The sequence below is a fragment of the Arthrobacter sp. GAS37 genome (genome assembly GCF_044908325.1).
Lineage (GTDB): Bacteria > Actinomycetota > Actinomycetes > Actinomycetales > Micrococcaceae > Arthrobacter > Arthrobacter ramosus.
The window spans coordinates 1-21107 of the sequence record NZ_JBIYDB010000007.1 but is presented as its reverse complement, the minus strand read 5'-3'; the positions used below and the strand labels follow the sequence as shown (position 1 = coordinate 21107).

Sequence of the window (21107 nt, the reverse complement as noted above, 5' to 3'; positions counted from 1 at the left end):
GCCGGGGGCCTCTGGGCGGTAGCCCGGTTCCCCTGTGCCGTAGCGCTGGCTACTTGGTGCTGCCAGCTTCCGGCCCGGATCCGGGGGCGCTGCTGGCGGTGGTTTCGGTGGACGCGGAGCCGGAATCCGACGTGACGCCGGCATGTGACTCCTCGGCCGTTTCCGTAGGCTCAGCAGTATGGCCCAGATCGCTTTGGTTATTCCGGAGATTACCATGCGCACCGGTATCTGAGACAGATCCGTCCGTATCATGGGCCTTCGTATCGGTCACAATTGTGCGGTTCGCCTCAGCAGCAGTCGTCTCATCGTCCCCGGCACTTGAGTCAACCGTGGCGGGCTCGTCCTCTTCGGCGGTCACCGCAGCAGGTTCCCTGCCGGGAAGGTAGGCAGTGTCCGGCTCCGGCCTGCCGCGCAGGCTCAGGACGATGAAGATGATGAGCGCTGCGACGAAGACGAAGATGCTGGTCCACACGTTGAGCCGTGTGGTGATGCCGAAGAGGTTGATCTGTTCGGCATCGTCAATCCGCAACGCTTCGATCCAGACGCGACCAAGCGTGTAGTAGATGGCGTACAGCCAGAAGAGCCTGCCCCGGCGGAAATGGAAGCGGCGGTCCAGGACCAGGAGGACCACGACGCCGATGATGTTCCAGAGGGATTCGTAAAGGAACGTCGGGTGGAACAGTGTGTCACTCGGCATTCCGGCCGGAAAATTGGGGCTGTTCGGGTCAATTTGAAGGCCCCATGGCAACGTGGTGGGTCCGCCGAAGAGTTCCTGGTTGAACCAGTTCCCCCAACGCCCGATCGCTTGCGCCAGCAGGAGCCCGGGGGCTGCGGCGTCGAGGAAGGCGGTCAGCTTGACGCCGGAGCGGCGGCAGCCGAGCCAAGCACCGACAACGCCGAGAACCACGGCACCCCAGATGCCCAGGCCACCCCGCCAGATCTGCGGGATCAGGGAGAGGTCGCCCGTGCCGTTGAAGCCCGGGCCGAAGTACGCGTCCGGCGAGGAGATGACGTGGTAGAGGCGTCCGCCCACAATGCCGAAGGGGATCGCCCAGATGGCGATGTCCCACAGGCTGCCTTCGGGAGTGCCGCGGCGCTTCCAGCGCACGGCGGTGAGCCACAGGCCCAGGATGATGCCGAGAAGAATGCACAGGGCGTACGCATGAATGCGGAGAGTCCCCCACGGCAGCGGAATATCAAATCCGGACCATGAGGGGCTCGGAATGCTCATGGGAGCCATTGCCGCGACGTGGAGGAGACTCTGCATTGTCTACGCTTTTCCTTTTCTAAGCCTGCGCTGTTGCCCGGCCGAGGCCGGCGCTGAGGTTCTTGGTGAGTTGCGCGACGGCGTCAACGCCGCCGTCGCGGATGGCCGCAACCAACGCGGTACCGACGATCACGCCGTCGGCGTATGCCGCAATCTCGCGGACATGGTCTGCGTTGGAGACTCCGAGCCCGACGCAGACCCTCTCGGCACCGGCCGCATGGGTGTCGGCGACAAGCTTTTCCGCGCTGCTGCTGACAGACTGCCGCGTTCCGGTGACGCCCATGATGGAGACGGCGTAAACGAAACCGCGGCTCGCCTCCACCGTCATCGCCAAGCGTTCCGGCGTAGACGAGGGTGCCACGAGGAAGACCCGGTCGAGTCCGTATTTGTCTGATGCCGCGAACCATTCGGCAGCCTCGTCCGGAATGAGGTCCGGCGTGATGAGTCCGGCTCCCCCGGCTTCGGCCAGCCTGCGTGAGAACTCGTCGACGCCCATGCGCATCACCGGGTTCCAGTAGGTCATGACAAGCACGGCGGCGTCAGTGGCTGCGGTGATGCCCGCTACCACGTCGAAAACGCTGGCCACGCGGAACCCGTTGGCGATGGCCTCTGTGGTTGCAGCCTGGATAACGGAGCCGTCCATGACAGGGTCCGAATACGGGATGCCGATTTCAATGAGGTCCGCGCCGTTGCGGGCCATGGCAATGCCGGCGTCGATGCTTGACTGAACGTCCGGGTAGCCTGCGGGCAGGTATCCGATCAACGCGGCCCGGCCTTGTGCCTTCGCGCGGTCGATCGCGGCAGCGGACTTGCTGGTCATCTGCTCAGTCATCAGTTCTGGTCCTCGCTTGCTTCTTCAGTGCTGATCTCAAGGTTGCTGCGTTCGGACGGGCCCTTGGGCTTGCGCGTGGAGAGGGTGGTGCCCTTGACGTTGCCGTTTTCATCCAACATATCGAACCATTCGGCGGCCGTTTCCACGTCCTTGTCACCGCGCCCGGACAGGTTCACGATGATGATCGTGTCAGCCGGGTTTTCCTTGCCTTCGGTGAGCTGCTTGCCCACCTTGATGGCACCGGCGAGGGCGTGCGAGGACTCGATGGCTGGGATGATGCCTTCGGTCCGGCAGAGCAGGCGGAACGCGTCCATGGCCTCGGTGTCAGTGATGGGCTCGTACGTGACGCGGCCGATGTCCGCGAGGTAGGAGTGCTCCGGACCGACGCTCGGGTAGTCCAGACCTGCGGAAATCGAGTGGGATTCGATGGTCTGGCCGTCTTCGTCCTGCATGAGGTAAGACCGGGCACCATGCAGCACGCCGGGGCGTCCAAGGGTGATGGCGGCCGCGTGGCGTCCTGTTTCGACACCGTCGCCGCCGGCTTCAAAACCGTAGATCTTCACGGAGGCGTCATCCAGGAAGCTGTGGAAGATGCCGATGGCATTGGAACCGCCACCGATGCAGGCACAAACGGCATCCGGAAGTTTGCCGGTCTGCTCCAGGATCTGGGCGCGCGCTTCCTCGCCGATGACCTCGTGGAAGAAGCGCACCATCGCCGGGAACGGGTGTGCCCCTGCAGCGGTGCCAAGCAAGTAGTGGGTGTTGTCCACATTGGAAACCCAATCGCGGAGGGCGTCGTTGATGGCGTCCTTGAGCGTTTGTGATCCGTTGGTCACGGGAACCACGGTGGCGCCCAGGAGCTGCATGCGGGCCACGTTGAGTGCCTGGCGGCGGCAATCCTCGGCGCCCATGTAGACGACGCATTCCAGTCCGAGCAAGGCTGCAGCGGTGGCACTGGCAACGCCGTGCTGGCCGGCGCCGGTCTCGGCGATGACGCGGGTCTTGCCCATGCGCTTCGCGAGCAAAGCCTGGCCGAGGACGTTGTTGATCTTGTGGGATCCGGTGTGGTTCAGGTCTTCGCGCTTGAGGAAGATGCGCGCGCCGCCGGCGTGCTGAGAGAAACGCTTGGCCTCCGTGAGCAGCGACGGACGGCCCGAGTAGTTCTTGTTGAGGTCCTTCAGCTGGGCAAGGAACTCAGGATCGGCTTTGGCTTTCTCAAACGTGTCCTCGACTTCGTCCAGGGCGGCGATGAGGGACTCGGGCATCCAGCGTCCGCCGTAAGAGCCGAAGTAGGGCCCAGCGGCGTTGCGGAGCGAGGCTCCACCTTGTAGGAATGCGTCGGCCACATTCTCTTGCGAGTTGGCTGTTGATGCGTCCACCATCAGTCTCACCGTCCTGTTCAGTTGGTAGTTGGGTTTTTCCAGGGCCGCAGGTCAGCTACCAGCCGCGTTGTCTGCTGCTGTCCGGGTCCACGCCGCGAATCAGGCCTGTCTCAGGTCCTGACGGCGATGGCGGCAGCTCCGGCCGCCTTGAATTCGCTGATCCGCTCGTGCGGGGTGGAGTCGCTCACAAGGGCTTCGCCCACAAGGATTGCGTGGGCACCGTTCCCCGCATAATGCGCGACGTCGTCGGCGTTCCGCACTCCGGACTCAGCCACGACAACCGCTCCGGTTGGAATGCTTCCGGCGAGCGAGGCAAACAGGGAGCGGTCGACGTCGAGCGTCTTGAGGTTGCGGACGTTCACCCCGATGATCCGCGCCTGGGCTGCGGCCGCACGCTCGATTTCTTCGGGCGTGTGGGTTTCCACCAGGACGTTCATGCCGAGCTCGTGGCTCAACGCGCTGAATTCCCGCAACTGTGCATCTGAAAGCGCGGCGACGATCAGCAGGATGAGGTCCGCACCATGGGCGCGGGCTTCCCAGATCTGGTACTCGTCAACCGTGAAGTCCTTGCGCAGCAACGGAATGTCGACGGCGGCCCGGACCGCGTCCAGGTCCGCCAGGGAGCCGTTGAAGCGCCGCTGTTCGGTGAGGACGCTGATCACGGAGGCGCCGCCGTCGGCGTATTGCACTGCAAGCGCAGCAGGGTCGACGATGCTCGCGAGATCGCCCTTGGAGGGGCTGCGGCGCTTGATTTCCGCGATGACCTTCAGTTCGTCGCGGCTGGCTGACGGACCGCCCAGGGCAGCCCACGCGTCCAGCGCAGGAGCGGTGGCCGCGGCGCGTTCTTTCAGCTCGTCAAGGCCGACAAGGCGGCGACGGGCCTCCATGTCCTCCCTGACACCGACGATGATGTCATCAAGAACGGTCACGGTCAGTGGCCGGCGTTCTTCAGCTTGCTGCCGTCGACGCCGTAGCCGGCCTTGCGCATGGCCCAGCCGGCAATCAGGCCGGCCACCATCACGACGATGCCGGCGATGAAAATGGGGGTGCTGGCGATAACAAAGGCGATGGAGGACACCAGGGCCCCTACCAGCATGACAATCACGCAGGTCCACGCGGCCGGGCTGTTGCCGTGGCCGATGGCGTCGCTGTGGCTGGCAGCGGTCACAGGGGCCTTGCTCGCGGACACTGTGGTTTTGCTCATGTGAAAATCTCCTCAGGATGAATACTGCTTACATTCTGCCATTTATTGACCGCACCCGGGACATCGTCCGACGTCCGGACAGTCGGGTCTTACGTGGGGTCTTCTCCGCGCGAGAGGCTGTCCCAGCTGTCGATCTCGTCGACGGGTCCGGAACCCGCGAGGGCTGCCCGGCTGGCGACGTCGTACTTGGTGCGCGCCTTCCAGTGCCGGCCCGCGAGCGGGAGCAGGCCACCACTCAAAGCCAGCAGCCCTGCAGCCACGACAGCGAGTACCGGGAACACGGTGGACGACGCAGCGGCGTGTCCACCCGAAATGCCGGTGGTCGCCGCAATGGTTCCTTGCGCCGCACCGAGGGGGTCTGCCAGGACCGTCACCGCGGCGACAATGATGCCTGCCGAGGCAAGCACGATGATCGTCGCAATGGTCCAGCGCGAAACCTTGCCCGCGATGGACGATGCCAGTCCCCCGGCAAGGGCGACGAGCGCGAGTGCGGTCACCGCAGTTGCGGCCTTGCTCCCCTGAACGTGGAGATCGGCATTCGCCGCGGCAGCGGGATCGAGCCGGACGTTGATCCAGGTCTGTGTGGTGGTCCCGAAGACGGCAAGGGCAAGGATTGCCATGGCGAGCACGACATTGCCCTTCCGTGCCCACACGGGAGGCTTTGTGGTGGCCGTCTGGGGCCGGGCGGCGCTCATAGGGCGGGGTTCCCGTCGACGATCGTTTCCCCGGAAACCGCGTCCGGGGAAATATCGTGCAGCGATCCGGCGGTGTGCACGGCACGCAAGGGGGCAGCCGCCTTGTTCACGGTCTCGAGCGCTTCGGAAGGCTTGTGGGAGTCGGCCACGATCCCGCCGCCGGCCTGGACATACGCCCGGCCCTCACGCAACAGTGCCGAGCGGATCGCGATCGCCATGTCCATATCGCCTGCGAAGTCCAGGTAACCCACCACGCCGCCGTAGATGCCACGTCGGTGCGGTTCGAGTTCGTCCAGGAGACGCAATGCCCGCGGCTTGGGGGCACCGGACAACGTGCCGGCGGGGAAGGTCGCCTTGAGCACGTCGTATGCCTTTGCCCCGGGTGCCAACTCTCCGACCACTGTCGACACGAGGTGCATGATGTGGCTGAAGCGTTCGACTTCCATGAACTGCGTGACGTCCACGGTTCCTGCCACGCAGACCTTGGACAGGTCGTTGCGGGACAAGTCCACGAGCATGAGGTGTTCGGCGCGTTCCTTCTGGTCCGCGAGCAACTCGGTGGCCAGCGCCTTGTCGGCTTCGACGGTCTTGCCACGGGGCCGCGATCCGGCAATCGGGTGGGTGATGACCTCATTGCCCGTGACCGTCACCAAGGCCTCGGGAGAAGAACCGACAATCGTGTATTCGCGGCCGTCGGGATCTTCGAGGCTGAAGAGGTACATGTATGGACTCGGGTTGGTGTTGCGCAGTACGCGGTAAACGTCCAGCGGATCCGCGGAGCACTCCATTTCGAAGCGTCGCGAAATGACCACTTGGAAGACCTCGCCATCGACGATTGCTTCCTTGCCGCGATCGATCGCGTTCAGGTAATCCTGCTCATCCCAGCGTTCCTGCACGCTGGACGCGAAGTCGAGGGCTTCGGACTGCAACACCGATACGGGCTGCTTCACCGGCGTGCTGATCTGGTCCAGCAGTCGCTTCACCCGGGCGACGGCGTCGTGCCAGGCTTCGTCGACCCGTTCGGAACTGTTGTCGAAGTTGATCGCGTTGGCGATCAACAGGACGGTGCCGTCCATGTTGTCGTGGACGGCCATGTCCGTCACGAGGTTCAGCGCCAGTTCCGGCAGGTGGAGGTCATCCTCCGGCGGGCTGGTCAGCTTCTCCCAGTGCCGGACGGTTTCCCAACCGAGGAAGCCGACAAGTCCGGAGGTGAAGGGCGGAAGGTCCGGGAAGCGGTCGGTTTGCAGGGCAGCAATGGTGTCTCGGACGGCGTCGACCGTGCTGCCGTCGACCGGCACGCCGACGGGAGGCTCGCCGATCCAGTGGGCCTGGCCGTCCTTGCTGGTCAAGGTGGCGCGGGAACGGGAACCAATGAAGGAATAGCGTGACCATGCTCCGCCGACGGCTGCCGACTCCAGGAGGAAGGTACCGGGCTGGCCTTGGGCCAACTTGCGGTAGAGCCCGATGGGAGTCTCCGCGTCGGCCAGTACCCTGAGCCGGACCGGGATGACCCGGCTGTGTGCGGCGAGTTCGCGGAACTCCTCCAGGCCCGGGCTGATGATTCCAAGGTCCTGCATGGTTAGTGTTCTCCGCCTCTTCTTCTGTGCTTGCCTCAGTGGATGGTGTGTGGTGGGCTAGTCCCGCTCGCCGGTCACGGCGGCGAGGCTCCGGTCATCGAAGCATGTGCGTGTACCGGTGTGGCAGGCCGCGCCTACTTGGTCGACGCGGACCAGGAGGGCATCGCCGTCGCAATCCAGGGCCACCGATTTCACGAATTGGACATGCCCGGAAGTGTCACCCTTGCGCCAGTATTGCTGGCGGGAACGGGAGAAGAACGTTACGCGTCCGGTGGTCAGGGTGCGGTGCAACGCCTCGTCGTCCATCCAGCCGAGCATCAGCACTTCGTCGGTGTCGAACTGCTGGATGATCGCTGCCACAAGACCGGCAGAATCGCGCTTCAGCGCGGCGGCCAGCTCTTGCGGGAGAGGACTTACGGGCGCGACGACGGGCTCCGCGGCAAAAGCGGCAGCGGGCGTGGCTGGGGGTGTTGACTGCTCAGACATCAGATCAAGTCTAGTGCCTCATACGGAGCCGAAATTCAGCGGCGGTTCCACTGCGCAACACAGCGCGTCTCGTGCTAGTTTCACAAGTGATGCATTTCGTCGATCCCTCCCGCGAAGTACTGGCCGAAACACTCCTGGCGGCCGGACCTGACTCCCCCACGCTCTGCGAAGGGTGGCTGACAAGGGACCTCGCGGCGCACTTGTACTTGCGGGAGCGCAAAGCGGCCGTCGGTATCGGCTTGGTCATCAAGAGCCTTGCCCGGGCCTCGGACAAAGCCACGGCAAAACTGGCCTCCAAGCTCAAAACCACGGAAGATTACGCCGAGCTGGTGAATACCTTCCGCTCGGGGCCGCCCGCCTTGTCTCCCCTGAAGATCAAGGCCCTCGATGAGTCCTCGAACCTCATTGAATATTTCGTGCACACGGAAGACATCCGCCGGGCCGGAGACCGTTGGGCTCCGCGGGCCCTGGACCAGGAATACTCGGACGCCTTGTGGGACGAATTGATCAAGCGCGCTGCCATTCTCTACCGCGGCGTGGATCTCGGGATCGTGTTGGTCCGCCCCACAGGTCCCCGCCATGTTGCCAAGCGGGCTCCCGTATCGGTCGCCATCGTAGGCGAGCCCGGTGAGCTCCTGATGCACGCCCACGGCCGCACGCATCACGCGCTGGTCACCTTCGAAGGCCAACCGGACGCCGTCGCCCTTCTTCAGTCAGCCGAAGTCGGCCTCTGACCCGCCGTTAAACCCCAACTGACTCGCAGTTGTTGCCGTTATGAGGGCTCAAAACGACAACAAATGCGAGCTACTTGGGTCGGGAACTACTAGCGGACCAGGAAACCTGCTTCGCGAATCGCTGCCTTGACCTGGGCGATCATGTCATCCGGACCGAAGTGGAACACCGAGGCTGCCAGAACGGCATCGGCACCTGCTTCCACTGCGGGCGGGAAATGCGCCGGTTCTCCAGCGCCGCCGGAAGCGATGATCGGGATGTGGACGGCCGCACGGACAAGGCGGATGAGTTCGAGGTCGAAGCCGTCTTTGGTGCCGTCGGCGTCGATCGAATTCAGGAGGATCTCCCCCACACCGCGGTCCGCAGCTTCCTTGGCCCACGCAATGGCGTCGATCCCGGTTCCCTGGCGTCCGCCGTGGGTGGTCACCTCGAAGCCGGAAGCCGTGGGCTCGGAGCCGGGCCTCGTCCGCCGCGCGTCCACCGACAGGACCAGCACCTGAGAGCCGAAGTGGCGGGTGATCTCGTCGATGACGTCCGGGCGCGCGACGGCGGCCGTGTTGATGGAGGCCTTGTCCGCGCCGAAACGCAGGAGCTTGTCCACTTCAGCCACGCCCCGGACGCCACCGCCGACGGTCAGCGGGATGAAGACTTCCTCGGCGGTGCGGCGAACGACGTCGAACGTGGTTTCCCGGTTGCCGGAAGACGCCGTGACATCAAGGAACGTGAGTTCGTCTGCCCCGGCGTTGTCATAGCGGTGCGCCAGCTCGACGGGGTCTCCGGCGTCGCGAAGACCCTCGAAGTTGACGCCCTTCACCACACGGCCAGCGTCGACATCTAGGCAAGGGATGACACGTACTGCTACAGCCATTGCTACTCCTGGAAGTGTCTCGTGTCAGATGCGGCAGGCGTGGATGCTGCTGACCAGGATGGCGCGGGCGCCCAGGTCGTACAGTTCATCCATGATCCGGTTGGTTTCCTTTTTCGGAACCATGGAGCGGACAGCGACCCAATCCGAGTCGCGCAGCGGCGACACGGTGGGCGATTCAAGGCCCGGGGTGAGGGTGGCGGCTTCCTCCACAAGGTCCTTGCGGATGTCGTAGTCCATGAGGACGTACTGACGCGCGACGAGCACGCCCTGCAGGCGCCGGATCAGGACCTCGATCTCCTTCGCGGTGCCGTTTGCGGCACCGCCCTCGCCGGTGCGGCGGATCAGGACGGCTTCGGACTTGAGGATGGGCTCGCCGAAGATCTCCATTCCTGCAGCTTTGAGCGTGTTTCCGGTTTCGACGACGTCGGCGATCGCGTCAGCGACGCCGAGGCGAACGGAAGACTCAACGGCGCCGTCGAGGCGGACGACCTTGGCTTTGACGCCGCGCTCGGCGAGGTAGTCGCGCAAGAGGCCGTCGTAGCTCGTCGCGAGGCGCTTGCCTTCAAGCTGCTCGACGCTGGAGAAGTCGCCGACGGGGCCGGCGAAACGGAAGGTGGACGCGGCGAAGCCAAGGGGAAGCAGCTCTTCGGCTTCGACCTGCGCGTCCAGCAGGAGGTCGCGGCCGGTGATGCCGACGTCGAGCGTTCCTTGGCCGACATACACGGCGATGTCACGGGGGCGGAGGAAGAAGAACTCAATGTCGTTGTCGGGATCGACCATGACGAGTTCGCGGGTATCGCGGCGCTGGCGGTATCCCGCCTCGGTCAGCATCGCGGAGGCGGCTTCGGACAAGGATCCCTTGTTGGGGACGGCTACTCGCAGCATTGGGGACTTTCTTGGGGAGTGGAAGGGGATGTTTCAGGCATTGTGCTCACGGCACTGTTCTCAGAAGAAACTTTGCGGTGAGCGCGAGGGCCACGCTGGCGCTCCGGTGAGACCTCTTCAGGCCCTGACGGAGCGGACGTGGCTAGAGATGCTTGTAAACGTCTTCCAGGCTCAGACCCTTGGCGAGCATCAGGACCTGCAGGTGGTAGAGCAACTGGGAGATTTCCTCGGCCGCGGCTTCATCGGATTCATACTCTGCCGCCATCCAGACTTCGGCGGCTTCCTCCACGACTTTCTTGCCGATGCCGTGGATTCCGGAGTCCAATTCGGCGACGGTGCGGGAGCCTGCCGGACGGGTCGCTGCCTTTTCGCTCAGTTCTGCGAACAGCGTCTCGAAATTCTTCACGCCCTACAGCCTACTTGCTCGGGGCCGGTGACCGCCTGTCGGGTCATTGGATGACGGAAGGGATGTGAGCGAACGCACAAAGTGCGCCGGCACGCCCACATCCCTTGCGTCGATTTGCTAGGTGTACTGCTTGAGGGTCAGTGCAGTGGAGAGCGCCGCGGTCACGGCTTCGTGCCCTTTGTCCTCGGACGAGCCTTCCAGTCCGGCGCGGTCCAGGCCCTGCTGCTCGGTATCGCAGGTGAGCACGCCGAAGCCCACCGGCACGCCGGTGCGGACGCTTACTTCGGTGAGTCCCGACGTCGCCGCCTGGCACACGTAGTCGAAGTGCGGCGTCCCGCCGCGGATCACGACGCCGAGGGCAACGACGGCGTCAAAGTGCGGCGCGAGCCGTGCGGCCGCGACGGGCAGCTCAAAGGACCCCGGGACGCGCAGCACGGTGGGCTCGGAGATGCCGGCTTCCTTTGCAGCACGCAGTGCCCCGTCGAGGAGCCCGTCCATAATCTGGGTATGCCAGCTCGCGGCCACGATGGCGAGTTTCAGTTGGTGGGTTTCCTCCGGGTTCAGGGTGGTGAGGTCGATGGTGGGGGCGCCGTGTCCGCTCATGGGTGTGTGGTAGTCCGTTCAGCCTTGTTGGTGCAGTTCAGTCTTGGTAGTGCAGTTCAGTCTTGGTAGTGCAGTTCAGTCTTGGTAGTGCAGTTCAGTCTTGTTCGAGGTCAAAAGTGCCGGCAGCTGCATGGGTGCCGGCCGGTTCGGTGTCGCCGAGGGTCAGTCGGTGGTCCATGCGGTCCTTCTTGGTCTGAAGGTAGCGAAGGTTTTCTTCACGGGACGGAACCTCGGTGGGCACCATCTCGACAACCTTCACGCCAGCCGCGGCAAGCCTGTTCTGCTTGTCCGGGTTGTTGCTCAGGAGGCGGATTTCGTGAAGGCCCATTTCGGCAAGGATCTGCGCAGCCGCTTTGTAGCAGCGGGCGTCCACCGGCAGCCCGAGCTGCTCGTTGGCCTCAACCGTGTCGAATCCGGCCTCTTGCAGTGCGTAGGCCTTGATCTTGTTGGCCAGGCCGATGCCGCGGCCTTCTTGTCCGCGCAGGTAGAGCAGGGTGCCGCCCTCTTCGCGGATCAGCTCGAGGGCGTAGGCCAGCTGTTCGCCGCAATCGCAGCGGTACGAGCCGAAAACGTCGCCCGTGAGGCACTCCGAGTGCAGGCGCACCAGCGGGGCCTTGCCTGCACGCGGCGCTTTCGGGGAACTTACCGCCAGGTGCTCCGCACCCGTTGCAAGGTCGATCCACGCCTGTGCCACGAACTCACCGAAGGCGGTGGGTAGCTGGACAATCGGGCCGCCGCTCACGGGATGCGTTGCGCGCGCGGGCGTGCCGCCGTCGTGCGTTGTCGCTGTAGTCATCGCTGCTCCTCGTTTCCTGCCGGAATTGCAACCTGGTGCTCAGCCTCCGACGCTACAACGTAAGCCACGAGATCCTCGATCGAAATCAAAGGACATCCATGCTCGGCAGCGAACTCCCGGAGGCTGTCCAGGCGCATCATTTCACCATCGTCATGTACCAACTCGGCGATCACGCCCACCGGGGCGAGCCCCGCAAGCCTGCAAAGATCAACTGCCGCTTCCGTGTGTCCCGGACGTTCACGCACTCCCCCCTTAACGGCCCGGAGCGGAAAAATATGCCCGGGACGGGTGATCGAGGACGGCGTGCTGCTGGAATCAGCCAGAATCCGGGCCGTCAGGGCCCTGTCCGTTGCGGAAATACCGGTGCTCACGCCCACCGCAGCATCACAGGACACGGTATAGGCCGTGCCCTTGGCGTCTTCATTGACCAGGACCATGGGCGGCAGCGCCAGGGCATTAGCCCGCGACTCCTCGAGGGGAACGCAAATGACTCCCGAGCTGTAGCGGATGGTCCATCCCATGAGGGCGGGCGTCGCGTGTTCGGCGGCGAAGATGATGTCGCCTTCGTTTTCGCGGTCTTCATTGTCCACAACAATGACGGGGCGGCCGGCCGCCATGGCCTGCACGGCCTTCTCAACGGGGTCCAGCCCCTGGCGCACCACTGTGGTACTGCCGTTGTGTGCGGCGCTCACTGGGCAGCCCCGGCGGCGGTTGCCGGTGTACGGAAGGACAGCAGGCGCTCGGTGTATTTCGCGAGGACGTCCACCTCAAGGTTGACGCGGCCGCCTGTGGCCTTGGCCCCGAGCCCGGTTTCGTCCAGGGTGGTGGGAATGAGTCCCACTTCAAACCATGGGTTCTCTTCTTCGGCCGGGCTGACGGCGGTGACGGTGAGTGAAACGCCGTCGACGGCGATTGACCCCTTTTCGGCGATGTACCGTGCCAGCGGGGCCGGCACGGCGAAGCGGAGGCGGTCCCAGTTGCCCAGCGACTCGCGCTCCAGAAGCCGCCCGACGCCGTCGACGTGCCCCTGGACGACGTGGCCGTCCAAGCGGCCGCCCGCCTGGACACAACGCTCGAGGTTCACAGTGTCACCCGCGGTCAGTTCGCCGATAGTGGTCCGGACGAGGGTTTCGCCCATGACGTCAACGCTGAACTCCCGGCCGTCGATGTCCGTCGCGGTGAGGCACACGCCGTTGACGGCGATGGAGCCGCCCAGGCCAAGCCCTTCAGTGGTGCTGGGGGCCATGAGGCGCAGCGTGGCGCTGGCCTCGCCGTCGTGCTCGACGGACAGGACCGTGCCTTGTTCAGCAACGATTCCGGTAAACATCAGTGTCCTCCTGTAGTGGTGTCCGAGGCGTCCTTGCCCGGAAATGGTTCGTGGTGTTCGGTGTGGGATTTCGTCCAGGCCGGTTTGTTTCCCTCCGATGGTCCGGACCTCAGATGCAGCCGGAGGTCGCGACCCAGTGCATGGACTGAACCGCCGCCGGCGTCGTCCCAGTTCCAGTGCTGGGCGTCGGCGAGGGTGGAGATGCCGAGATCCGTCAGGGCCGCTGTACCGGAGCCCAACAGGGTGGGCGCAAGATAGACGATCAATTCATCCACGAGACCCGCGGCAAGGAAGGCGCTCAGGATGCGGGAACCGCCTTCCACCATGACGTGCCGGACGCCTTCGGCGAAAAGCAACTCCAAGGCCTCGGAAGGGTCGCGGGTCGGCAAATGGATGAACTTGCCGTCAGTCCCCCGTACCGCGGCATCCGCGGGGACCTCCCGCAGCCCCATGACGGCCCGGAGCGGCTGGCTTTGCGATTCCTCGCCATCCGCCTCGCGCGCCGTCAGCCGCGGGTTGTCCACCAGGACCGTTTCGGTGCCCACCAGAATGGCGTCGATCAAGCGCCGCAGTCCGTGGTTGTCGGCCAGCGATTCCGGACTGGAGATCCATTGGCTGGTCCCGTCCGTGGCCGCGATCCTGCTGTCCAGGGTCTGTGCAATGTGAAGCGTGACGAAGGGGCGCCTGGCTTCCACCGCGTGGAACCACTCGCGGTTCAGCTTCAAGGCCTCGGCGGCGGCAAGCCCGGACTGCACGTCCACTCCGGCAGCGCGCAGCGTCCCGGCACCTCCGGCGGCGGGATCGTGGGGATCGTCCACGGCGTAGACCACGCGGGAGATGCCGGCGTCAATGATGGCCTGCGCACAAGGTCCCGTGCGCCCTATGTGGTTGCAAGGCTCCAAGGTCACCACCATGGTTGTTCCGGTGAGGTCGAGGCCTTTTGCCTGCGCCTTGGCGATGGCATCCGCCTCGGCGTGTGGCGTGCCGGCGCCGCGGTGGTAGCCCGTAATGAGTTGCTCTCCGTTGGGCCCGAGCACAACCGCTCCCACCAAGGGATTCGCGCCACGGTGTCCCCGGAGGGCCACGTGCAGTGCGGTCTCCATGGCCGCAGACTCAGCCTCCGGGAAATTCAGCTTCGAAACGTCGCTCATGAGAGGGCTCCTGCAGTTTCCGGCTCGGGCATTGGCCTGAGCGGCCGGCTTTCACGTCGGTCAGCGCGCCACCAGACAAAGAATCCGGCAAGTGTGAAGAACCCGTAAAAGAGATACATAAACGCGCTGGCAAAGTAGCCTGCGCTGAAAAGCAGCGGAACTCCCACGATGTCAACGGCAACCCAGATCAGCCAGAATTCGGTCCAGCCGCGTGCCATCCCATACGTCGCCAGGAGTGAACCCATGAAGGTCCACGCGTCTGCCCACACAGGAGGGTAGGAACCCATGGAATCGAAGACGGGAGTCAGGGCGGCTGTTCCCGCAATCATGGCTGCCACCATTGCGATCCGCACTTTGGGGCTTGCCCATCCGGGCACAATGGCGCGGCCGTGGGTGCCTGATTGGAGGCCCTGGCGCCAGCGGTACCAGCCGTAGGCGGCGACGCTGATGAACATGATCTGGCGTCCGGCCTGGCCCCACAGGGTTGCCGGCGAGGCGGCACCGAAGACGTTGCCAAGAAAGACCGTCAGCAGGAGCAGGTTGCCTGCGATCCCGATGGGCCATGCCCAGACTTTGCGGCGCATGCCGCCCAGGGCGCTGGCGAGCCCGAAAATATTGCCTAGCACTTCGCGAAGAACAAGGACAGATCCGCCTACGGGAATCTGTGCTTCGAAGAGCCATCGCAGAAAGTCCATGTCGTTCCTTCCCTCGAATGCCGCGATGGCTCCGGGGGTGTACGACAGTGCGATGCCGGACGCACGGAACGCCAAGGCATGACTGTACGTGCTTCTCCCATCCAGACTTTAACTGTCGGTACTGGAATTCCACCAGTTCAACCGTCCGCCGTCGTGATTCCCGTGAAGGAAACGCGATGGCTCGCGGGTCGCGGACTATAACCGCCGGCTCGGAATTACACCGACCCCGGAGCACGTATGTGTGTTGCTATTCTGACACAACTGGAGGCATGGCCGATGTATTCCCGGAGCAATATGCATGCAATTGCGTCATTGTTGCCACATTGCCGCGAGGCCGGCGGCACGCAGCCGCTCAATAGCGGCAGCGGGGTCCGCATGGCCGTAGACGGCGGACCCGGCAACGAACACATTCGCGCCGGCCTCGGCTGCCCGGACAATGGTCTCCTCCGTGACGCCGCCATCGACCTGGATTGCGACGCCGATGCCCGAGCCGTCGATCGCCGCACGCGCCCGACGGATCTTCGGCAGCGTGACGTCCAGGAAGGATTGTCCGCCGAAGCCCGGTTCCACGGTCATGATGAGGAGCATGTCCAGTTCGCTGAGCATGTCCAGGTATGGTTCCACGGGCGTGGCCGGACGAAGGGCCATACCTGCCTTCGCACCGCGGGCACGGAGCTCACGGGCGAGCTTGATGGGAGCCATCGCCGCTTCCGCATGGAAGGTCACGGAAGCCACGCCGGCGTCGGCGTAGGCCGGCGCCCAGCGGTCGGCGTCGGCGATCATCAGGTGGGCGTCGAGCGGGACCGGGCTCACAGCCTGGATCCGCTCCACAACCGGCAGGCCGAGCGTCAGGTTCGGGACAAAATGGTTGTCCATCACATCGACGTGGACGGCGTCGGCGTTGCTGATTCTCTTCAGCTCGGCTTCCAGGTTCACGAAGTCCGCGGACAGGATGCTCGGGTTGATACAGCACTCGGTCAAGGCAGTTCCCTCAGTGTTGGTGGCGGTCTGATGGTTTTGGCAATTCTCCAGCTTAGGCACGCGGGACTTTCAGCCGCGGAATGGCGGCGAAGGTTACGGCTTCTTCCGGATAAGCGCCAGGAACATCGCATCGGTTTGATGCACGTGCGGCCACAATTGGGCGGTCAACTCGTGCCCGGCGCCCAGGTTGCCACTCAGGCTGACCGCGTCCAGGGCCGCTCCGGCGTCGATCTGCTCCAGGTCGTCCCGCTTGCGCAGGACATCGCTGACGACGGCGGTGGTTTCGGCCGGGTGCGGGGAGCACGTCACGTACGCCACCACTCCGCCCGGTTTGACGGCGTCGATGGCCGAGTTGAGCAATTCGCGCTGCAACGGACCGAGATCGGCAAGGTCCTTGGGCGTCCGGCGCCAGCGTGATTCGGGGCGGCGGCGGAGCGCGCCAAGGCCGCTGCAGGGGACGTCGACCAGCACGCGGTCGAAAGTTTCCGGCTGTTCCTTGCCGACGTCGCGACCGTCGCCTACCCGCACGGTCCAGGCGTCCGCCGGAACCGCCGAGAGGGCTTGGCTGACCAGCTTTGCCCGGTGTTCGGCGGGTTCATTGGCCAAGAGGCTCGCGCCTTCCTGGCGGGCGAGGGCGGCCAGCAGCGCGGCCTTGCCACCGGGACCGGCACAAAGGTCCAGCCACTTCTCGCCGTCCTTGGCGCCCCGTCCGAGGTCCACGGCCGCGACGGCGCGTGCTACCAACTGGGATCCGACGTCCTGGACGCGCGTGGTGCCTTCGCGGATGGAGGACATGCGCCCGAGGTCGCCACCGCTGGACAGCGCCGAGTCGATGACGAGTTCGCCGGGAGTGGCCCCGCTCTCCAGGGCTTCATCAAGATTGCCTATGCCGGGCAACGCCACCAGGTTCACCACAGGGGCTGCGTTGTCGGCTTCGAGCAGTTCGGTGATTTCGTTCGCGGGACGGCCATGAATGACGAGCGATTGGCGCAGCGCCCTGACAATCCATTCCGGGTGCGCGTGGCGTATGGAAGCGATCTTGGTTTCGTCGGTCTCGTTTTCCAGCAGGTGGTCAAGCCACTCCGGCAGCGTCCTGGCGGTGACTTTTCGGAGCACCGCGTTGATGAGCGACGACGGGCCGGCTCCGATGACCGCGCGGGCCAGCCCGACAGTCTGGTCGAGTGCGGCGTGGGCAGGCACGCGCATGGCGAGCAGCTGGTGGGCACCAAGGCGCAACGCATCAAGGACTGCCGGGTCGAGTTGGTCGAGCGGCCGGTCGACGCACTGGGTGAGGACGGCGTCGTACATCCCCTGGCCGCGCAGTGCCCCGTAGCTCAGCTCAGTGGCGAATCCGGCGTCGCGCCTGTCGAGGTGGTGGTGGCGGATCCGTGAGGGCAGCACAAGGTTTGCATATGCGTCTTCCGAAGCGACTGCGCGCAGGACTTCGAACGCCACCAATCGTGCCGGATCCGCGCGCCGGGTCCTCTGGGACGGTGCGTTGGTGGAGAAACCGCGTTGCGGGCCCCTGTTGCGTTCGCGGCCTTGGGCGTTGCGGTTGCTTTCGCCGCGGGGACCGCGGTTGCCGTGGCCCCCGCCGTCCCTGTTCCCATTGTCGTTGGGGCCGCGCCGGCCGGACTCATTCATTCGAATTCCACGCTTTCTGGTGTTGCCAAACCACGGGCCCAATCGGCCGACGGCATCATCTTCTTGCCCGCAGGCTGGATCCGCCCGAGCTGCACTGCATGGGATCCGGTCCCGACCAGGACGTTCTTGCCGTCAACCCGGACCTGGCCCGGTGCAAGGTCCCGGATGTCCGGGCGCAAAGCGACAGTCTCCAGTTTGACGCGCTGCCCGTCGAGCATGGTCCACGCTCCCGGCTCGGGCGTGACGCCGCGGGACCTGCGGTTGATGGCGAGGGCCGGTTGCGTCCAGTCGAGCCGGCCATCGTCGAGCGTTAGTTTGGGCGCGAGTGAGACATCGCCTTGCTGGGGCTGGGGGGCCGCTTTGCCGGACTCGACGGCGGACAGTGTCTGGGTGAGCAGGATCGCGCCGCTGCGCGAGAGCCGCTCCAGCAAGTCGCCGGACGTGTCTTCAGGGCGTACGGTTTCCGTCAAAGTCCCGAAGACCGGTCCGGTGTCGAGTCCTTCTTCGAGGAGGAAGGTAGCAGCTCCCGTGATGTCGTCACCGGCGATGACTGAACGTTGGACCGGTGCGGCGCCGCGCCAGGCAGGAAGGAGGGAGAAGTGGAGGTTGATCCAGCCGTGGCGCGGCACTCCGAGTGCGGCTTTGGGGACGAGTCCCCCATAGGCGACAATCGCTGCGACGTCCGGCTCATAAGAAGCGATCCGCTCGGTGGTCCCGGCGTCCACTTTCGAGGCGTGGATGATGTCGATGCCCAGTTCAGCCGCACGTGCTGCCACCGGCGACGGCGTCAGGATCCGTTTGCGGCCGGTCGGGGCATCCGGCCTGGTCAGTACCGCCACGATCTCGAATCCGGCCGCGATCAGCGCGTCAAGGGAAGGGACTGCTACAGCCGGGGTGCCGGCGAAAAGCACCCTCATTCGGCAGCCCCGAAGCTGCCGAAGCTGGAGCCCACAGTGTTGGCCCTCTTGGCGGTGGTCCGTTCTGTCACGGAGTGGTAGTTCGCCGCACGGATGGCCCGGAGGGCGGTTTTCCGGTCTTCACCCTCGAGGCGGTCGGTGAACAGGATCCCGTCCAGGTGGTCGGTCTCGTGCTGGAAGCAGCGGGCGAGCATGCCCTCTGCCTCGACGGACACGGGGTTGCCGTTCAGGTCCACGCCGGTGGCGCGTGTGGTCCTGCGGCGGCGAACCGGGAAGGCGAGTCCGGGAATGGAAAGGCAGCCTTCCACCTCGTCAGGCTGGAAGTCATCGCTGTTTTCCAGCACGGGGTTGATGACGTGGCCTTCCACGCCGCCGATCCGGTAAGTGAAGACCCGCTGGCTGACGCCGATCTGCGGGGCGGCGAGCCCTGCACCGTCCACGTCTTCCATGGTCTCGGTCATGTCCGACACGAGTTTGGCGAGCTCAGGCCCGAATTCCGTGACTGGATCAGCAACCGTGCGGAGCACGGGGTCGCCGATGATACGGATACTCAAAATGGCCATGTGCTGTCTTTCCTCACGATCGGCGAAGCTTCGGTCCCCGCAAAAGGGGCCTAGGCCAGTTTAGTTGAGCCTGCGGGCGCCGCGGCGGCAGGGTACGACGGCGGAGCTACAGGGAGCAGCGCCGTTCCGGCTGCAGCCACATCGGCAGACATCTCCCACACCCGCTTCAAGGCGCAGAACTTCCACCAGTGGTGCTTGAGAACGTCCGGGTTGGCCCGCTGGGGACGCACTTCGGTCTCGCCGATAGCCACCGCAAGCAGGACAGGGTTTTCACCGTATTTCCACGGCTCCCACTCCCCTGCGACTGGATCCACAAGGCTCTCCTCGGCCTTCATGCCCGCAACCAGTTGCATCACCACCTTGTCGTCGAGGGGTTTCACTGTTCCATCGCGGGTGGTGCCTTTGGTCTTGTAGTCGATCAGGCAGACCCTGCCGTTGACTTTGGCGACGAGGTCAAGGGTTCCGGCGTAGCCAACGCTGGCGTTCCACACGGTGATCTCGGGCGCAATGGGCTCCACCCGGTAGAGCTCCCACCATTCGTCGAAGCGGGCCGCGAAGGCTTCCTCACCATGTGAAGCGAGCTCTTCACGCGTCTCCTTCACGCGGTGCGGGCGTCCGAGGGCGCGGAGGGCCACTTGCTCGCAGTAGTTATGCACGCGGTCGCCGCGTCGTGCGGCGTCGTCCCGGTACACCTCCGCAGCCTTGGCTGCCTTGTTGACGGCCTGCCTTAGCTTGGCGGGACTGGACAGATGTTGTGGGAGTTCGGGATCTTTCGCCAGGCTGCTGGCACCCATGTAGCCGAACCAGCCGTCCAGGGAGTGGGCCTGCTGGCCGATCACTGTGGTGATGGAAGGGACCGAGAAGGTCTCGGACGTGGACCGGGCATACATCCGGCCGTATTCGGTGGCGTGGGCAAGCAGTGGATCTGTCATAGGAAAACTCTTTCACACACCGCTGACAAGAAGATGCGGAGCCTAGGTGGCTGCCGTCGAAAGCACGCTCCGTCGATCGGTGGGTCCCCTCCCGCGTACCTGACCACCAACGGTCATGACCGCCGCCGGCGGATCGGTACTACTCATTCCTTTCAAAGCAGAGCACTCATTTTCGCCGGGCAGAGCACTCATTTTCGCTGGGCCAAGCACTCATTTTCGCCGTCACCCGACAATCAACCTCAAAATGCTGAAAGCATCTCCGAAAACTCTTGTTGAACCGCCGACAAGAGCCACGCCAGCTAGATGGAGGGGAAGCATGAGCATTTACCGGTTTTTGGGGGTAGCAGTTGCTGTTGGCATGGTTGCCGCGGCCATGAGTCCAGTTGTGGCTCACGCCAATCAACCGGATCCGGTCGCTGCCGACTTGTTGTCGGCACTCAGCAGTCAGACTGATCAGATTTTGGACTCCACCTGGAGCAGCGATCGTCGAAACTTGTCCGTCGAAAGCGGCCGAGTCACCTCGACAACCGACGGAGGAACACAGGTTCAGATGGGCTTGCCCGGCCATCCGACTATGCAAAAACCGAAAGGTGATCTGACGACGCACGTAACGTCTGGGGCGCGTTTCACGTCATCTATTGAGGACGCCGGCAGTGGGGCGTTCCGAGCGTTGATCCATATTACGGACAATTCGTCGCCAAGGGAGTATCGCTTCGAGTTCAGGGAAGAGAACCAGCTAGTTCCGCTTGAGGATGGCGGGATAACGATACGGGACAGCCTTGACAATCAAATTGGTTCAGTTGCGGCCTTGGGCGGTTGACGCGAAGGGCCACCCCGTGGAGACCAAGTTCGAAATAGACGGGTCTACCCTCGTTCAACGAGTTCAGTTCACTTCGGGAACTGCGTTCCCCGTGGTGGCGGATCCATTCTGGATCCCTGCTTTGTTAGTCCTGGGGCACCTGACACGTCACGCTGTGGCGCAGGCCGCGGCACGTGGCGTCAGTCACGCACTTATTCGCCAAGTGATCCAAAACGGTGTGAGAACCGCAGGCAATCGCGGCACCTCTGTCCCTGTTGCCTCATTGCAATACCTCCGGGAAGAGTAATACGTTGCCTCATTTGAAAACCTCCGGATGGGTGGTTTCGTTGCCTCGGTGAAGTGCC

General features: G+C 64.4%; 24 protein-coding genes and 1 riboswitch. Of the genes, 2 read left to right on the top strand and 22 right to left on the bottom strand.

What is annotated here, in order from left to right:
* Positions 1-49: 49 nt before the first annotated feature.
* From lgt to hisI, 8 genes are all read right to left on the bottom strand, one after another.
* The gene (lgt, locus tag ABH924_RS08245) at positions 50-1267 is read right to left on the bottom strand and encodes a prolipoprotein diacylglyceryl transferase (protein WP_404497992.1); all 1218 of its coding nucleotides are present in this window, start codon (positions 1265-1267) and stop codon (positions 50-52) included.
* Between the two features lie 19 nt (positions 1268-1286).
* A complete protein-coding gene (trpA, locus tag ABH924_RS08240; protein ID WP_234750255.1) occupies positions 1287-2099 on the bottom strand; it encodes a tryptophan synthase subunit alpha in 813 nt (270 codons plus the stop codon).
* Positions 2099-3481: a tryptophan synthase subunit beta gene (gene trpB, locus ABH924_RS08235; protein WP_234750252.1), complete on the bottom strand. Its 1383-nt coding sequence runs from the start codon at positions 3479-3481 to the stop codon at positions 2099-2101. Before trpB ends, trpA begins: the two co-directional genes overlap by 1 nt.
* A gap of 110 nt (positions 3482-3591) precedes the next feature.
* Positions 3592-4410: an indole-3-glycerol phosphate synthase TrpC gene (gene trpC / locus ABH924_RS08230; RefSeq protein ID WP_234750249.1), complete on the bottom strand. Its 819-nt coding sequence runs from the start codon at positions 4408-4410 to the stop codon at positions 3592-3594.
* Between the two features lie 2 nt (positions 4411-4412).
* A complete protein-coding gene (locus tag ABH924_RS08225; protein WP_236817197.1) occupies positions 4413-4685 on the bottom strand; it encodes an HGxxPAAW family protein in 273 nt (90 codons plus the stop codon).
* Positions 4686-4774: 89 nt separating this feature from the next.
* On the bottom strand, positions 4775-5380 hold the full coding sequence (locus ABH924_RS08220) for a Trp biosynthesis-associated membrane protein (RefSeq protein WP_404497991.1): 606 nt from the start codon (positions 5378-5380) through the stop codon (positions 4775-4777).
* On the bottom strand, positions 5377-6957 hold the full coding sequence (locus ABH924_RS08215; protein WP_404497990.1) for an anthranilate synthase component I: 1581 nt from the start codon (positions 6955-6957) through the stop codon (positions 5377-5379). The genes ABH924_RS08220 and ABH924_RS08215 overlap by 4 nt, the downstream gene beginning before the upstream one ends.
* Positions 6958-7014: 57 nt before the next feature.
* Entirely contained in the window at positions 7015-7443 is a 429-nt protein-coding gene (gene hisI / locus ABH924_RS08210; RefSeq protein WP_404497989.1) for a phosphoribosyl-AMP cyclohydrolase, read from the bottom strand.
* Positions 7444-7532: 89 nt separating this feature from the next.
* Here hisI and ABH924_RS08205 point away from each other — a divergent pair, with 89 nt between their 5' ends.
* Positions 7533-8177: a TIGR03085 family metal-binding protein gene (locus ABH924_RS08205; RefSeq protein WP_234750234.1), complete on the top strand. Its 645-nt coding sequence runs from the start codon at positions 7533-7535 to the stop codon at positions 8175-8177.
* A gap of 89 nt (positions 8178-8266) precedes the next feature.
* On the opposite strand, the gene hisF is transcribed toward ABH924_RS08205, so the two are convergent.
* The 14 genes from hisF to ABH924_RS08135 form a co-directional block, all read right to left on the bottom strand.
* Entirely contained in the window at positions 8267-9043 is a 777-nt protein-coding gene (hisF, locus tag ABH924_RS08200) for an imidazole glycerol phosphate synthase subunit HisF (RefSeq protein ID WP_234750232.1), read from the bottom strand.
* A gap of 24 nt (positions 9044-9067) precedes the next feature.
* On the bottom strand, positions 9068-9928 hold the full coding sequence (gene hisG / locus ABH924_RS08195; protein WP_234750229.1) for an ATP phosphoribosyltransferase: 861 nt from the start codon (positions 9926-9928) through the stop codon (positions 9068-9070).
* Positions 9929-10070: 142 nt separating this feature from the next.
* Positions 10071-10334: a phosphoribosyl-ATP diphosphatase gene (locus ABH924_RS08190; RefSeq protein WP_018778638.1), complete on the bottom strand. Its 264-nt coding sequence runs from the start codon at positions 10332-10334 to the stop codon at positions 10071-10073.
* A 117-nt stretch (positions 10335-10451) separates the two neighbouring features.
* Entirely contained in the window at positions 10452-10937 is a 486-nt protein-coding gene (gene ribH, locus ABH924_RS08185) for a 6,7-dimethyl-8-ribityllumazine synthase (protein WP_404497988.1), read from the bottom strand.
* 94 nt (positions 10938-11031) lie between these two features.
* Positions 11032-11733 (bottom strand): GTP cyclohydrolase II, encoded by a 702-nt coding sequence (gene ribA, locus ABH924_RS08180; RefSeq protein ID WP_404497987.1) that lies wholly within the window; start codon positions 11731-11733, stop codon positions 11032-11034.
* The gene (gene ribB, locus ABH924_RS08175; RefSeq protein ID WP_404498114.1) at positions 11730-12350 is read right to left on the bottom strand and encodes a 3,4-dihydroxy-2-butanone-4-phosphate synthase; all 621 of its coding nucleotides are present in this window, start codon (positions 12348-12350) and stop codon (positions 11730-11732) included. The genes ribA and ribB overlap by 4 nt, the downstream gene beginning before the upstream one ends.
* Before the next feature lie 71 nt (positions 12351-12421).
* On the bottom strand, positions 12422-13060 hold the full coding sequence (locus ABH924_RS08170; RefSeq protein ID WP_404497986.1) for a riboflavin synthase: 639 nt from the start codon (positions 13058-13060) through the stop codon (positions 12422-12424).
* The gene (gene ribD / locus ABH924_RS08165; protein WP_404497985.1) at positions 13060-14211 is read right to left on the bottom strand and encodes a bifunctional diaminohydroxyphosphoribosylaminopyrimidine deaminase/5-amino-6-(5-phosphoribosylamino)uracil reductase RibD; all 1152 of its coding nucleotides are present in this window, start codon (positions 14209-14211) and stop codon (positions 13060-13062) included. The genes ABH924_RS08170 and ribD overlap by 1 nt, the downstream gene beginning before the upstream one ends.
* Positions 14208-14906 carry a nicotinamide riboside transporter PnuC gene (gene pnuC / locus ABH924_RS08160; RefSeq protein ID WP_404498113.1) on the bottom strand — a complete coding sequence of 233 codons (699 nt, stop codon included), beginning with the start codon at positions 14904-14906 and terminating at the stop codon, positions 14208-14210. The genes ribD and pnuC overlap by 4 nt, the downstream gene beginning before the upstream one ends.
* Positions 14907-14990: 84 nt before the next feature.
* A riboswitch (FMN riboswitch) is annotated at positions 14991-15145 on the bottom strand.
* Positions 15146-15215: 70 nt separating this feature from the next.
* Positions 15216-15887 (bottom strand): ribulose-phosphate 3-epimerase, encoded by a 672-nt coding sequence (rpe, locus tag ABH924_RS08155; RefSeq protein WP_404497984.1) that lies wholly within the window; start codon positions 15885-15887, stop codon positions 15216-15218.
* Positions 15888-15980: 93 nt separating this feature from the next.
* Complete coding sequence (locus ABH924_RS08150) at positions 15981-17531, bottom strand: transcription antitermination factor NusB (RefSeq protein ID WP_404497983.1); 1551 nt, start codon at positions 17529-17531, stop codon at positions 15981-15983.
* Positions 17528-18448 carry a methionyl-tRNA formyltransferase gene (gene fmt, locus ABH924_RS08145; RefSeq protein WP_404497982.1) on the bottom strand — a complete coding sequence of 307 codons (921 nt, stop codon included), beginning with the start codon at positions 18446-18448 and terminating at the stop codon, positions 17528-17530. The genes ABH924_RS08150 and fmt overlap by 4 nt, the downstream gene beginning before the upstream one ends.
* Positions 18445-19011 (bottom strand): peptide deformylase, encoded by a 567-nt coding sequence (gene def / locus ABH924_RS08140; RefSeq protein ID WP_404497981.1) that lies wholly within the window; start codon positions 19009-19011, stop codon positions 18445-18447. The genes fmt and def overlap by 4 nt, the downstream gene beginning before the upstream one ends.
* Positions 19012-19061: 50 nt before the next feature.
* The gene (locus tag ABH924_RS08135) at positions 19062-19943 is read right to left on the bottom strand and encodes a cytochrome (protein WP_404497980.1); all 882 of its coding nucleotides are present in this window, start codon (positions 19941-19943) and stop codon (positions 19062-19064) included.
* Positions 19944-20259: 316 nt separating this feature from the next.
* Between ABH924_RS08135 and ABH924_RS08130 the strand changes: the two genes are divergently transcribed.
* Positions 20260-20763: a hypothetical protein gene (locus ABH924_RS08130; protein ID WP_404497979.1), complete on the top strand. Its 504-nt coding sequence runs from the start codon at positions 20260-20262 to the stop codon at positions 20761-20763.
* The last annotated feature ends 344 nt before the right edge of the window (positions 20764-21107 follow it).

Excerpts from the sequence above, each read along its gene's own strand:
- lgt (WP_404497992.1), bottom strand. The coding sequence starts at position 1,267 with ATGCAGAGTCTCCTCCACGTCGCGGCAATGGCTCCCATGAGCATTCCG.
- trpA (WP_234750255.1), bottom strand. The coding sequence starts at position 2,099 with ATGACTGAGCAGATGACCAGCAAGTCCGCTGCCGCGATCGACCGCGCG.
- trpB (WP_234750252.1), bottom strand. The coding sequence starts at position 3,481 with ATGGTGGACGCATCAACAGCCAACTCGCAAGAGAATGTGGCCGACGCA.
- ABH924_RS08225 (WP_236817197.1), bottom strand. The coding sequence starts at position 4,685 with ATGAGCAAAACCACAGTGTCCGCGAGCAAGGCCCCTGTGACCGCTGCC.
- ABH924_RS08220 (WP_404497991.1), bottom strand. The coding sequence starts at position 5,380 with ATGAGCGCCGCCCGGCCCCAGACGGCCACCACAAAGCCTCCCGTGTGG.
- ABH924_RS08215 (WP_404497990.1), bottom strand. The coding sequence starts at position 6,957 with ATGCAGGACCTTGGAATCATCAGCCCGGGCCTGGAGGAGTTCCGCGAA.
- hisI (WP_404497989.1), bottom strand. The coding sequence starts at position 7,443 with ATGTCTGAGCAGTCAACACCCCCAGCCACGCCCGCTGCCGCTTTTGCC.
- ABH924_RS08205 (WP_234750234.1), top strand. The coding sequence starts at position 7,533 with ATGCATTTCGTCGATCCCTCCCGCGAAGTACTGGCCGAAACACTCCTG.
- hisF (WP_234750232.1), bottom strand. The coding sequence starts at position 9,043 with ATGGCTGTAGCAGTACGTGTCATCCCTTGCCTAGATGTCGACGCTGGC.
- hisG (WP_234750229.1), bottom strand. The coding sequence starts at position 9,928 with ATGCTGCGAGTAGCCGTCCCCAACAAGGGATCCTTGTCCGAAGCCGCC.
- ribH (WP_404497988.1), bottom strand. The coding sequence starts at position 10,937 with ATGAGCGGACACGGCGCCCCCACCATCGACCTCACCACCCTGAACCCG.
- ribA (WP_404497987.1), bottom strand. The coding sequence starts at position 11,733 with ATGACTACAGCGACAACGCACGACGGCGGCACGCCCGCGCGCGCAACG.
- ribB (WP_404498114.1), bottom strand. The coding sequence starts at position 12,350 with ATGGCGGCCGGCCGCCCCGTCATTGTTGTGGACAATGAAGACCGCGAA.
- ABH924_RS08170 (WP_404497986.1), bottom strand. The coding sequence starts at position 13,060 with ATGTTTACCGGAATCGTTGCTGAACAAGGCACGGTCCTGTCCGTCGAG.
- ribD (WP_404497985.1), bottom strand. The coding sequence starts at position 14,211 with ATGAGCGACGTTTCGAAGCTGAATTTCCCGGAGGCTGAGTCTGCGGCC.
- pnuC (WP_404498113.1), bottom strand. The coding sequence starts at position 14,906 with ATGGACTTTCTGCGATGGCTCTTCGAAGCACAGATTCCCGTAGGCGGA.
- ABH924_RS08150 (WP_404497983.1), bottom strand. The coding sequence starts at position 17,531 with ATGAATGAGTCCGGCCGGCGCGGCCCCAACGACAATGGGAACAGGGAC.
- fmt (WP_404497982.1), bottom strand. The coding sequence starts at position 18,448 with ATGAGGGTGCTTTTCGCCGGCACCCCGGCTGTAGCAGTCCCTTCCCTT.
- def (WP_404497981.1), bottom strand. The coding sequence starts at position 19,011 with ATGGCCATTTTGAGTATCCGTATCATCGGCGACCCCGTGCTCCGCACG.
- ABH924_RS08135 (WP_404497980.1), bottom strand. The coding sequence starts at position 19,943 with ATGACAGATCCACTGCTTGCCCACGCCACCGAATACGGCCGGATGTAT.
- ABH924_RS08130 (WP_404497979.1), top strand. The coding sequence starts at position 20,260 with ATGAGCATTTACCGGTTTTTGGGGGTAGCAGTTGCTGTTGGCATGGTT.